Source organism: Shivajiella indica (assembly GCF_042683085.1).
Taxonomy (GTDB): domain Bacteria; phylum Bacteroidota; class Bacteroidia; order Cytophagales; family Cyclobacteriaceae; genus Shivajiella; species Shivajiella indica.
In genome coordinates this window covers 173,137-186,275 of the sequence record NZ_JBHUIV010000020.1, presented here as the reverse complement: position 1 = coordinate 186,275, position 13,139 = coordinate 173,137, and the positions used below count along the sequence as shown (strand labels likewise).

7 protein-coding genes are annotated in these 13,139 nt (G+C 38.1%); 2 read left to right on the top strand and 5 right to left on the bottom strand.

Features of this window, described 5'->3' with window-relative positions:
* Position 1: 1 nt before the first annotated feature.
* The 3 genes from ACFSKV_RS14910 to ACFSKV_RS14900 all read right to left on the bottom strand — a co-directional run bounded on the left by ACFSKV_RS14910 (position 2) and on the right by ACFSKV_RS14900 (position 5,091).
* A complete protein-coding gene (locus ACFSKV_RS14910; protein ID WP_380804420.1) occupies positions 2-1,261 on the bottom strand; it encodes an ABC transporter permease in 1,260 nt (419 codons plus the stop codon).
* Positions 1,258-2,349: an efflux RND transporter periplasmic adaptor subunit gene (locus ACFSKV_RS14905; protein WP_380804417.1), complete on the bottom strand. Its 1,092-nt coding sequence runs from the start codon at positions 2,347-2,349 to the stop codon at positions 1,258-1,260. Before ACFSKV_RS14905 ends, ACFSKV_RS14910 begins: the two co-directional genes overlap by 4 nt.
* A 183-nt stretch (positions 2,350-2,532) precedes the next feature.
* Complete coding sequence (locus ACFSKV_RS14900) at positions 2,533-5,091, bottom strand: family 20 glycosylhydrolase (protein WP_380804414.1); 2,559 nt, start codon at positions 5,089-5,091, stop codon at positions 2,533-2,535.
* A gap of 216 nt (positions 5,092-5,307) precedes the next feature.
* Here ACFSKV_RS14900 and ACFSKV_RS14895 point away from each other — a divergent pair, with 216 nt between their 5' ends.
* The gene (locus tag ACFSKV_RS14895) at positions 5,308-7,494 is read left to right on the top strand and encodes an adenylate/guanylate cyclase domain-containing protein (protein ID WP_380804411.1); all 2,187 of its coding nucleotides are present in this window, start codon (positions 5,308-5,310) and stop codon (positions 7,492-7,494) included.
* Positions 7,495-7,500: 6 nt separating this feature from the next.
* Here the strand turns inward: ACFSKV_RS14895 and ACFSKV_RS14890 are convergent, their stop codons facing one another.
* The gene (locus ACFSKV_RS14890) at positions 7,501-8,907 is read right to left on the bottom strand and encodes a S8 family peptidase (protein WP_380804408.1); all 1,407 of its coding nucleotides are present in this window, start codon (positions 8,905-8,907) and stop codon (positions 7,501-7,503) included.
* Between the two features lie 265 nt (positions 8,908-9,172).
* Here ACFSKV_RS14890 and ACFSKV_RS14885 point away from each other — a divergent pair, with 265 nt between their 5' ends.
* Positions 9,173-10,321 carry an acyltransferase family protein gene (locus tag ACFSKV_RS14885; RefSeq protein WP_380804405.1) on the top strand — a complete coding sequence of 383 codons (1,149 nt, stop codon included), beginning with the start codon at positions 9,173-9,175 and terminating at the stop codon, positions 10,319-10,321.
* 5 nt (positions 10,322-10,326) lie between these two features.
* Here the strand turns inward: ACFSKV_RS14885 and ACFSKV_RS14880 are convergent, their stop codons facing one another.
* Entirely contained in the window at positions 10,327-13,095 is a 2,769-nt protein-coding gene (locus tag ACFSKV_RS14880; protein WP_380804402.1) for a putative LPS assembly protein LptD, read from the bottom strand.
* Positions 13,096-13,139 lie beyond the last annotated feature (44 nt).

The window sequence follows — 13,139 nt, the reverse complement described above, 5'->3', positions numbered from 1 at the left end:
GCTATTTTCCTCTAATAATATCAACAGGGTCAACGCCACTTGCTTTCCTGGCCGGTAAAAAACCTGCGAAATAGGTGGTAATCAGACTGAACGCCCCTCCAATGATGTAATACTTTGGATTAAAATCTACTGGGTATGTTTTTATCGTAGGCAGTGCCTCTGTTTCAAATGGAATTTTTTCAATACCCAGACCTGCAAAAAATCCAAAAATCAAACCAATCCCTCCTCCCACAACACCGATGGTGATGGCAATGGTGATGAAAATATTTTTTACATCAGTTCCTGAAAAACCTATCGCCTTCAAAATGGCTATGGTGTCCATCTTTTCATAAATCATCATATTTAGGATATTATATATCCCAAATCCGGAGACAATCAATAAAGTAACCCCCACCACATAACTGATTAAGTTCCTTACCTGGGTACCGGTTTCAAACTGTGCATTGACAGTTTGTATGTCATCGGCATCAATTTTGAAAATCTCTCGAAATTCCCCGGCCAAGGTTGGGGCCTGATTGAAATCTTTAAGTTTGACATTGATATCCGTCACATAGGAGGAGGACTCCCCCAGCATTTTTTGAGTCGTATTGATAGAGGCATAACTTTGTACATTATCCAAATCTCCCAATCCGGACTGATAGTAGCCTACGACTTTAAGTTGAACCCTGTTTCCCTGGGAGGTGGTAGCCTGGATTACATCCCCAATGGAGGCCATCATCCTATCTGCAGCGCCTTTACCAAGGATTATACTATTGGAAGTATTTTTCAAATCCATGAAGTTTCCTTCAATTACATAATCACTAAACGCAAAAAGCCTGTTTTCTTCCTCCACATCAATACCATCAATCACCCCTGAAATATCCGTATTTCCTACATTATAGAATACCTGAGTGGATATTTTGGGTGCAACTCCCAAAACCCTGGGATCATTTTTCAAGGTCCTGAAGACGGCCTCATTATTATATATGCTGGTTCTACTTGCCGCAGGTTTCACCGACCTGATGATGTTGTAAAAATTTTGAAATTCCTTTGAAATTTGGACAGGTTGGTCCGGGTTCGGTTTTACTTCATTGTAAAAACGTACATGGGGGGTTCGGTTCAGAATCAAACCGTCCAATAATTGATTTAATCCGTTCATGAAACCCAATAAAGCAACAAACATGGTTATACTGAATACAACCCCGGTTGCTGCCACCACCGTTTGTTTTAACCTGGCTGTCATCAGAGCCATGGCTATTTCAAAAATCAGCTTGAATTTCATTTCACAGGGTTAATTACCTCCATATTTTCATCCAATCCTTCCAATATTTCGACCTTTTGAAAATCCTTTATACCTATTTTAACCGGAAGGGTGTCCCCTTTTTTATTGATTACCTTATTTTCATCTAAAATATAAATCCGGGGAAGGGTAAGTGTATTTTCTTTGGATTGTATGATGATATTGGCTTCCAAGGTTAAGTTGGGATAAAGCATTGGAGGTTCTTTTACAAAAACCCCTTCTACTGTGAAACTTTTACTTTTTTCATCCATTAGGGGATTGACCTTACTTACCGCTGCTTCAAATACTTCTCCCCGATAGCTGTCCATGGTCACTAAAATCCTCTGGCCTCTTCTTACTTTGACAATGTCATATTCATCTACCTGCATTTCCAAAATAAAATCATCCGAACTTCCCAAAACAGCTAATGCTGTTTGGGCATTGACCATTTCTCCTTTTTCTTTCAACAAAGCATAAACCCGGCCTTTAACCTCACTTTTCAATACCAGATCACTTTCCAGGGCCTTTGAAATGGCCAGGTTTTTTCCTGCATTCCTCTCATTAAAGTCAATTTCCCGTTTGAGATCCTGATATCTCAATTTGGCCGCTTGATAAGCAGTCTTGGAATTTTCAAAGGCCAGTTGCCGTTGTTCGTATTCCACGTTTGTTCCAATTCCCTGGTTCTTCAATCTTTTTTGCCTCTCCCAAAGCAGGGAATCATTTTCATATTTTGTTTTGGCATAGGCAATGTTAAGTTCCAGATCTTTAAGTTTTGTCTGATTGAGCTGTCTATCAGCAAATGCCCTTGAAAGCTCAGCACTTTCCCGATTAAGCCGGGTTGCTTCATTGTGAATGGACAAAATCGGAGTTCCTATATCTACACTATCCCCCTCCTCCAAAAAAATCTGTTCTACTGTCCCTGTTGCATTGGTATAGGCCTGATATTGGAATCTAGCCTTGATAATTCCTGAAGCATAAACTGACTCTGAAATATCTTCTCTTGTCGGCAGGATTCCTTCTTCAGTTTTTTTACAGGAAAATTGAAGGACAATTAAAATGAGGATAAATAAAAGTGATATCCTTGAATTCATAGTTGCTATGATTTATGCATTCAATTTATGGGATATTCTTTATTTATTTAAAAATAAGTTGAAAAATCATTGAAAGAATCCTCCTATTCAGACATTCTTTAGAAACCTATTTAAAAGAAAAATGAATGCCGTACTTTTTTCCCAGGTAAAAGCAAAAACCTTTTTTCATGGTATTTAATTACCTCATTTATTAACCACAATTAGGTTTCCACTTCTTCCTGAAGGGGTAAAAACTTTTAGGTTTATTTTACCTTCAATCGCTAATCCAGCGGTGATTATTGGGGATTTTTCATCTGGGTCTTCCCCATTTTTGGTATATCTGATCAAAAGTCCCGGAGTTTCCACATTGGCATAGAGTAATCCATCCTCCACTTTTACACCTGGTTTGGGAATTCTTGTATTGAAGCCTCCAAAAAGATAATCAAGCCTTGGTAATTCCCTTTGTCCCACCGCATTGGCAAAAGCATTCCAATCTGATTCCCTTGCCTTGATTCTCTCCTCATAATTGCTGATCGAGGTCCAATTTGGATCTACCGCCCAGGCCCTTTCAACCAATCCAAGCATTTTAGGCAATAGATAATATTCCATCATATCCTGTCCTTTTACGGTTTCGGTCCACAATTGTCCCTGGATTCCTTTTATATTTTTCTTTCCATTTTCTGTTAATTTTTCCTTTCCAATGGATAAAGCATCAATATCAATTTTTCTTCCATACATGTCCCTTTCATTGGAAACAAAATGGTTCATGGGAACCGTCCTCCATGCAGTCTTCAAATCTACATATCCTGACCACTGATGGCCAGGTTCATCGGGATCCATATTGTATGCCAGATCAAAATATATATTTGAAGAGTTGCAGACCACAACTTCATACCCTGCATTGGCCAATTGGTAGGCCATATCTTCTCCTCCCCAACCCGCCACAGAATTCCAGGCATAAACTCTAAAACCTTTGTTTGCAAATTCAGGATTAGGCCTGGCAACCATTTTTCCATTTTCACTTCCCTCCATTTGGCCAATTTCTTCCCAACCTGCTGTCTGGAGTCCTTTTTCATTGAACATATTAAATATTCTGGAATAAAAATAATCAGTAAGATCATGTACGGAATTCAATCCATCTGTTTCAGCAATAAACTTTTCACAGACCGGCGATTTCGTCCAAGAACCTTTGGGGACCTCATCTCCTCCGGTATGAAAAGTTTTAATAGGAACATTTGCTTTTTTGTACATCAACAAAATTTCATCAATTACTTTTTCATAAAAATTAAAGGCGGATTCCTGGCAAATACAAATTGCATTCCCTCTAAAATTCTGTGCAGACAAATATTCTGACTTATCTTCAAAATCCTCCAATAGGTATTCCATAGCACCCTGTTCATCCCCGGATTTCATTTTATTGTGAAACCTCTTTCGCATGGAAATAATGGCGGCCCTGGAATGTGCAGGTACTCCTATTTCTGGAATCACTTCGATATTTCTTTCATGGGCATATTGTAGAATTTCCATGAAATCTTCTGAAGAATAAAATCCCGAGCCATTTGGAGAATTATCTTTATCAGGACCTGAACTGTAATATGGCCATAAAAAATCAACCTCATCTTTGGAATGTCCTCTTTTACTTCCTATTTCGGTTAATTCAGGTAATCCGGGAATTTCAATTCTCCAACCTTCATCATTGGCCAGGTTGAAATGAAAAACATTGAGCTTATAAAAAGCCATCAGGTCTAAAAGTTTCAACACGGACTGCTTGGATTGGAAATTCCTGGCCACATCCAAAAACAATCCCCTATACCCAAACCTTGGTTCATCCTGAATATAGATCTCAGGTAATAAAAATTCTGACACCTTACTTGCATAAAATTCCAATGGCATCAGGGCAAGCAAGGATTGTACCCCATAAAAAGCGCCTTTTTCATCGCTTGCCTTAATTATGATTCGATTACCTATTTCCAATTCATATCCTTCTTTTGCCAGCACATTAGGTGCCTTTTCAATGTGAATTGTAGCTTCGCTTTTTGTTTCTATGGATACTTTCCCATTGTAATGCTCCTGCAAGCGATCTTTTAAAAAAGATCCGGATTTTTCAAAAACTGATTGGTTAATGGTTATATCACCTGAATAAATTTGATGGCTATTGCCCCACTGCAAAGATTTTGGGGTAGGAATAATGGGACTATATTCATTTTGTGACAACAATTTCAGGTTTTTATTCTCCTCAAACAAAAAGTCAATGGTGGGTATAGGCAATGAAGTATCATCAGCCCATGTTTTTAGATCAGGTAATGCAAAAGTCTTAGCTTGGTAATTTCGGATAATTTCAGGTTCATTTTTTTCCTTTCTTACGATATATAAACCTTGCGGAGCATGACTGTTTTTAACCAAAAAATTATCAGAAGCATAGGAAAAAGAAAAGCTTTCACCAGGTCCAATACCAGGGAATTCCGGGCCGGGTTTAATTCTAAAAAAATCCCCCGATAAATGTTCAATTAAAATATCGCCTGAAGTAATTTTGGGAGTCAAGGATAGGAAAATGGTATTAAAATAAATCTCCCAATCAGGTGTCAACTCAGCATTACTCTTATTGGTTAAAGTAAATCTTGCCTCATGATTTTGACCAGGAATTACCTCATTGGTAATAAGCTCCCAATTCAAGTAAATTTCATCAATATCAACCGATTTTATAGGAGAAGAGCAGCCCCAAACCAGTGATAGTAAGATCAGATAGCATGCGTATTTAACCATTTCCTTTTTGCATTAATTTTTGAAAGCAGAGATCATCGAATAAACTACAAAAACAAATCAATAATCCCCAGATTTTTTGTAAATTAATGGGGAAATCCCACTGTTAAGCATTTTGGCAATCTTGATTTAAGAGATTGAAAATTAATAATTTAGGTTTTAAGCAATAATAATTTTCCTATTTGTTTAAGGCATCCGGTTAGGGCAAATTTTAAGGTAATGGAAAATGGGGTAAAGCGGAATTTTTCAGCCATCATGTTTTCTGATATTGTTGGGTACAGCTCCCTAATGGGTTCCAATGAGGATATTGCGTTTCAATTGGTAAAGAAAAACACCAAGCTTCATGAAAAAATTATTGAAAAATACCATGGCATAATTGTCAAAGAGCTGGGAGACGGTGTACTTTGTTCATTTGAAAACAGCCGGGATGCGGTTTTGGCAGCTTTGGATTTACAAGAATATTATCTAGAATCTAAGGAGTTAAGTCTAAGGATAGGCATCCATTGTGGAGAAGTTATTGTGGAAGAACATGATGTTTTTGGTGATGCCGTAAATATTGCTTCAAGGATACAGGCACTTGGCAATCCGGGTTCTATCTTGTTTTCTGGTACTGTTGCCTCCCGTATTCATCCGGAAGTTAATTTACATAAGGTGTCATTAGGCAAGTTTAAGCTAAAAAACATCAAAGAACCCATGGAGGTTTTTGCCCTCTGCAATAGGGGATTAAATGTCCCAAAAAGAGGGGAAATCCTGAAACTTCTGGAAAGTAGGCTAAAAAAACTCATGATTGCGGGTTTGATCTTTTTAAGCATTTTTCTGGGGGGATTATGGGCATATTACGACACCTACGTCAATCAATTGTTGGGAGGGAATGAAAAATCAATTGCCGTACTTCCTTTTAAAAATCTCAATCAGTATGAAAATGAGGATTATTTTATTGAAGGATTAACCGAGGATATCATTACCCAATTATCCAAAATTTCCGAATTGAAAGTTATTTCCAAAACCTCCACCAATGAATACAAGAAAAGTTCAGAGCCTATAAAATCTATTGCAAAAAGCCTGGGAGTCCAATTTATCCTCATAGGTAGTATTCAAAAAATAGAAAACCGGATTAAAATTAGGACCCAGCTTATTGATGTGGAAAGGAACAAGAACTTATGGGCTGAATCTTATGATAAATATTTAATGGATATTTTTCAGGTTCAAAGCGAAATTGCCCAGGTTATTGCAGAAAAAATGAGTATTGTCCTGACAGAGGATGAAATTTTACAGCTGGATAAAAAACCTACTGAAAACTTTTCCGCTTATGATATTTACCTCAAGGGAAGGGATTTTTATCAAAAATATGAGGCCGATTTCAATAAAAGAGCCATTATTGAATTCAAAAAATCTCTGGAAATTGACCCTGAATTTGCCTTGGCTTGGGCAGGATTGGGAGATGCCTACAGCCAAAATTATGGGCGATTCGGGATGGAAAGGTTCTGGATAGATTCCAGTTTGATGGCAAGTAAAAAAGCGCTGGATCTGGACAGTAATCTTTCTGAAGCTTACAAAGCATTGGCAGTTGCTTATAATTATATCGGGGATTATGAAAAATCCCAGGAATACAATAGAATAGCCCTTTCCATCAACCCCAACAATGCACAGGCCATGGGTAACCTTGGCTCTGTTTTGATGGTAATGGGCAGATTAGACCAAGCATTGATTTGGGAAAAAAAGGCTGCCGGCCTTAATCCCAAAAGTTTTATTCCATACCAGATAGTAGGTTGGAATTACAGACTATTAGGAGAAAATGACCAGGCACTAAAATGGTTGAAAAGATCCCTTGAAATTAGGACTTTTAAGGATACTTATGAACAAATGGCTTATTCTTACATCAGCATGGGTGAATGCGAAGAAGCACTTTCTTTGATTTCACCTCTTTTAGAACTGGGTGAGGATGAAAAAATTTATGAAATCGCAGGAATCATCTCCCTCTTTTGTGGAAAAGAAAAAGATGCAAAATATTATTTGAAAAAATCAGTGGATATAAACCCTGATATTGGTACAGATATTTTTGCAAACAGCCCCATTTATCTTGGATATATACTTTACAAGGAAGGAAACTTCCTTGAAGCCGAAGTTTGGCTTGAAGGCGCTTATACCAAACATCTCAATGAAGAAATTTCAGGTACGCAGGATGAAGAGCATGCTTTCAATCTGGCCTCAATTTATGCCATTAGAGGGGATTATCATAACAGCATGAAATATTTGAAAATCAGCAAAGAAAAGCATTGGCTTGATTTGGTGATGGCTACCCATAACCCGATCTTTCAACCAATGAACAATAACCCTGAATTCAAAATGCTGACTGAAAAAATCATTAAGGAGGTTGAAATCATGCGGCTGAATGTCAAAGAATAAGGGAAATCAGAAAAATGGTTTAAAATATTCGTCATTACCTTCAATAATGCTCTCCAAACGAAAATCAGCCGGACTATCTACAGCCATCAATAATCCTGCAAAAATCGCTGCTGACATAGATGTACCTGAATAAATTTCGTATTCCAAGGATTCTGTTGAAGTGGATAAAATATTTGATCCTGGGACCATGTATTTAACAGGAGCCCCTTTAAAAGAGTACTTTGCGATACCTTGAACAGTTTGGCAATCAAAATCCAATGCCCCAATCGTAAAAAGGTTACCGTTTACTTGGCATCCGGGGAAATTATAGGATGCTTCTCTTCCTGTTTTGCAAATACCGTTATCCAATTCACAATTTCCTGCAGACATGACAACTTTCAAATTGTTTTGGCTCAAAGTGGAGAATAGGTTCCTGATATTTTGATTGAAATTTACACATTTTCTTTTAGGGTTATAATCCCCGAAAGACATCAAAAGGACATCTCCCGAACTACCATGCTGTACTACATAATTCAATGCAATGGTTATAAAACCCCAATTGCTACTTCCGGCATTATCTATCACTTTGAGGGAAACTACTGGGGCCCCGGGCACCACCCCGTTTACACCCATTACACTTTGTTCACTTAAGGCCTTTCCTGCCACTAATCCGGTCAAGTGTGATCCATGCCCATTCAGGTCTACTAAAGGATTATCTTCTTCGTCATTTCCATTGATAAAGCTTCGGCTTAAATTCAAATCAATGCAAGTCTGAAGGTCGGGATGTTGTGCATTTACCCCTGAATCCAAAATCCATGCTTTTCTACCAGTTTTTGCAGTAAGGTTTCCCGAACTCACATGATTGATTCCACATGTGCTTCTTCCATTTTCGTCAAAAAACCAGGAAGGAAATTCGGGAGCAGAAGTGATAATCTGATCGCCCTGTTGTATAGGTCTGCCCTGTTGGATGGGCCGTCCCTGTTGGATGGGCCTACCATTGATCTCGACCAAAGTATTCTCTACTATGCCATCTTTGGCAATCAAGCCTGTTTTTTCAAGTTTTTTAATTTCAGATTTATTGAGTTCAGCCACAAATCCAATTGAAAGGTCAACAAAGTAATCCAAGACATTTTTATTGATCCTTTGCTTTTTGGTAAAATCCTTCAGCTTTTTGTTCAGTTCATTTCTTGACCTTATCCTTTGTATCAGCCAACCCTTATCCCCTGCTATCGCTTCTTTACTATTGAGATTAAATTCTTCTACAATTGGCCTTCCAAAAGAATCATCCATAAAAACAATATGTGTATTCTTTTTAAACTCAAAAAGTGACTTGATTTTCTTCAACTTTGCTTTTTGCCCCATTTCTTTTTCAGGCTTTTTCGGATCACTCCTTTTTTTTGAAGATTTGGTTTCCTTTTCCTTTTTATTTTTCATAAAAACTAGGTTTTATCAAAATGAAATTAAAAATTCACTAGAATGAATGTAAGGTATTTTTTAAACATTTAAAAGTAAACTGCGCACAATTAATTGATTAACAGTATTTTAATCAAAAAACCTGAAAATGCAGGAAATGGCCTGATAAAATTTCAACTTCTAATCAACCTTTAGGATAAATTCTTAACTTTTAATCAAAACATTATTTAATTTTTCAAAAAAGTTTCTTTCTTTAACAGAATATTTAATCCAACCCAAACAACCCATGACATCCTCATCCACCTTAGGAGTTCCGATTCAGGAAAGATATTTAGCCCTTGATGTATTACGGGGTCTTACCATTGCATTGATGATCGTAGTCAATACCCCTGGAAGTTGGTCCAGCATGTATGGCCCCTTTATGCATGCTCCCTGGCATGGGTTTACCATTACCGATTTGGTATTCCCAACTTTTTTATTTGTAGTAGGAAATGCCATGAGTTTCAGCATGAAAAAAATGGAGAAAATGAGTCAGGGGGTATTTCTAAAAAAAGTATTTAAGCGTACTGCTTTAATTTTCCTGATTGGATGGGGCCTGAATGCATTCCCTTTTTATGATTACAGTCCTGAAACAGGATATGCCATGATCAACTGGGCCGATGTCAGGCTTTTGGGGGTATTACAAAGAATTGCATTATGCTATATGTTAGCATCTTTGATTTTGTATTATTTTGGAAAAAGGGGGGCTATCGTATACAGCATAGTAGCTCTTCTTGGTTTTTGGGGTGTCATGTATTTCTTTGGAGACGCTTCTGCCCCTTATTCTTTGGAAGGAAATGCAGTTTTAAAATTGGATTTATGGTTAATTGGAGCTAAAAACCTATACATGGGCGAAGGTATGCCTTTTGAACCAGAAGGAATTCTAAGCACCTTCCCTTCTGTTGTCAACGTGATTGCCGGATTCTTTGCGGGAAAATTTATCCAACAATTGGGGAACAATTCAAAGACCGTAAAAAATCTGATCCTTTGGGCTGTTGGGCTGATCATAGTTTGTTTGGTATGGGATATGGCTTTTCCCATCAACAAGAAACTTTGGACCAGTTCCTATGTATTGCTCACAGTTGGACTTGACCTGGTTCTTTTGGCTGTATTGATTATGTTGATTGAGGTATGGAACATGAAAAGTTGGACATATCCTTTTGAGGTTTTTGGAAGAAACCCCTTGATCTTATATGTCCTTTCCGGCGTAGTAATTACCATTTTCTATTCGATCAATATCGGCAATCAGTCATTGAAAGGCTTTATTTATGAAAATGCTTTCACAAGTTGGTTGGGTCCAAAGGACGCTTCTCTACTTTTTTCAATAGCTTATATGCTATTGATCTGGCTTATTGGACTATGGATGGACAAAAAGAAAATTTACATCAAAGTGTAAGGTAACTAAAGGTCAAAGAATGACCTTCTTCTGGAAAGTTTCAAATCCTGCAACAGAGAGGACTTGACCCTGATATCCAAGTTATAGGAGGTAAAACGTCCAAATGGTATCCAATTGACATTCATCTGCCAGCAATGCAGATCTCTTGCAATACCGATCATGGTTTGGGTGATCTGGGCAGTCCTAAAATCAAAACCTCCGCTGAAATTTATTTTCCATTTTTCGGAAATACTCACATCCCCATTGACATTAATGGCGGAGGTAATGTTGGTCTGTCCTGACTGGGATTTGCTGTAGGCAATATTATACCCGAAGCCCAGATTCCAGGGAATATTCCAATCAATATATTGGGATGGGTCATTGACAACACGGGTGATTTCATTCTCCACGAATTCATTCATGATTCCCCCTTGCTCAAGGAAGTTATTTGTCAGGTCCTCCCTAACCTCACCGGGAGACCTTCCCGATTTACTCGGGTTGATGTTTCCATTGATATTCATTTGAACAGATCTCAGAGTACCGATACCCTGTCCGGCCTTCCATGCAAAGTTATTGACCCTTCTGGTGGTACTTTTACCTGTTTCGGGATTTGTAGTAGTCAAAGTGGCATAAGGATCAATATTTCCCGAAATGTTCAAAGAAAGTTTGTCTTCAAAAAAAGAGGTACGGGTATTGAAATTTAATGGGGCAAGATTGAATGAATCCGCTGCAAAATTATAATTGGTAGAAAGGTTCAAGGATTGAAGCAGCGGTATTTTCTTGGTGCTGGCATCTTCTCCTTCCTTATTGGTTTTTATTTTTGCTTCCACGACATTACGTAAATTCATACTTAAGGACCTGGATTCTCCCAATGGAGCTCCGCCAAAAATAAATCCTTGATGCCTGGAATATAATTGGGTTCTGCCGGTATTATCCACCTGAACTTCCTGGTAATAGCCAAAACTTGGATTGGAAAAATTAGGGGTGAAATTTAAACCAAATGAAGGCTGCATATGATGCCTGATTGCCTCAATTTTCTTACTTCCCTTAAAATTATAAAATCCATACACATTGGTATTGACAGCAAACGAGGTGGTATAGAAATTAACCCGGTTAAAACCACTTTGAAGGATCCCATCCACCCTTTCCTCTACTGGATTATAGAAATAATTGATTTTTTCCAAATACCACAATTCCGTCAGGTTCATAGATGCAGTACCGGTAAAATATTTGAATAAAGTAAAATTGGAGGTGATGGGTATGGTGTTTCTAGCACCATTATCTGCCTGGGACAGCAATAAAGGCAGGTTGGTTAAATTAAAGGGAATGACATTGGGCTGTGGAATGGTTGTCTCTCCTTGGGTTTGTTGCAATACTTGATTGGTCACCCCAAAAGGTGTGGTAACCCTGTTGTTGATGGAGTTTTGGAGATTGAAGTTCCATGCAATATTGAAAGTTTTCAGCGGTTCAAATTTTACATTCTGAAAGGGATTCCTCCTGTTCATGTTGATGGCAATATCCGGCAATATCAGGTTTACCTCATCCGTCTGGATATTTTGGGAATGCCTCAGATTGGCAGACATACTGAAAGGTGTACCTTGGAAAGTTTTACTGTAAGAAATATTGGAGGCGAATTCTGACCTGACGTTATTGACAAAACTGGTAGGATTGATCACCACGTTGTTATAATTGGTGGTACCTGCGTTTACGGAGGCAGAAAATCTGGAATTTCCGCGGGTTTCAGGTGTATGTGTCCATGTCACCCAAATTGTGTTGTAATCCACTGGATTCAACTCTGTTTCCGGACTTTTAAATCTTTGATAATCTAGGTTTAATGAGCCGCCAAACCTATACCTTTTCTTGTAAATGGTAGCTGCTTTGGCACCATAACCTCCTTGCGAATAGACATCTCCGGTCAGCCTGGTATGTACATAATCATTGAAAGCAAAATAATACCCAAAGTTCCTGAGGAAAAATCCCCTTACCCTTTCCTGACCATAAGAAGGAAAAACAATTCCCGATGCTTTTTCTTCAGGGGTATCAGGAATGATTCCAAAAGGAAGTCCCAAGGGTGTGGGAATATCATTGAAATACAAATTAAATGGGCCTGTCACGACCTGATTCCCACGAATAGATTTGATTTTCGCCGCGTTGATATGCCAATGCGGTTCTGCAAGATTACAAGTGGTGTAAAACCCATGATCCAGGTAAATACTGCCATCTCTGTCCTTCTTGATGGTCTGACCCCTCAATAGACCATCCTGTTGTTCGGTTACCACATCTTTGATGATCGCTTTTTGGGTTTTAAAATTATACCGCATTTCTTTCCGGATTTCATAGGAAGTAGAACCTTCTTTAAAAATGGGGTTTCCGGTTATATTCCCTAAACTATCCGTAATTCCTGATGCAAACAGTTCACTTTTTTCCCAATCAATGACAATCAGGTCGGCATCCAATCGGATATTCCCATATTCAAACCAAGCCTCCCTGTACAAATAAACCCTGTTTTGGGTAAAATCCGTAATGATACTATCTTCAGCATAATAATTGATTGTAGTCTGTATTTCAGATTTAGGTACTACATTTGTGGTGTCTGATTTGGGTACTGTATCCTGTTTGATAATTTGAAGAGAATCCAATTGGGGAAATGTCAGGGCATTGGGGTTGAGGATGGTATCAGGTGCCGTAACTCTTCGCTCAGGAATACTTTGGTTTCTCTGTTGGGAAAAACAAACTTCTGGCAAAGCCAAAAGATTGAGGGATAATAAAAGCAAACAGATACAAGTATTACGCACTTAATAATTTCTATTTGTTTAAAAATTTATAAATTTTACGCGGG

Coding starts and splice junctions, on each gene's coding strand:
- ACFSKV_RS14900 (WP_380804414.1), bottom strand. CDS start 5,091: ATGGTTAAATACGCATGCTATCTGATCTTACTATCACTGGTTTGGGGC.
- ACFSKV_RS14885 (WP_380804405.1), top strand. CDS start 9,173: ATGACATCCTCATCCACCTTAGGAGTTCCGATTCAGGAAAGATATTTA.
- ACFSKV_RS14905 (WP_380804417.1), bottom strand. CDS start 2,349: ATGAATTCAAGGATATCACTTTTATTTATCCTCATTTTAATTGTCCTT.
- ACFSKV_RS14890 (WP_380804408.1), bottom strand. CDS start 8,907: ATGAAAAATAAAAAGGAAAAGGAAACCAAATCTTCAAAAAAAAGGAGT.
- ACFSKV_RS14910 (WP_380804420.1), bottom strand. CDS start 1,261: ATGAAATTCAAGCTGATTTTTGAAATAGCCATGGCTCTGATGACAGCC.
- ACFSKV_RS14895 (WP_380804411.1), top strand. CDS start 5,308: ATGGAAAATGGGGTAAAGCGGAATTTTTCAGCCATCATGTTTTCTGAT.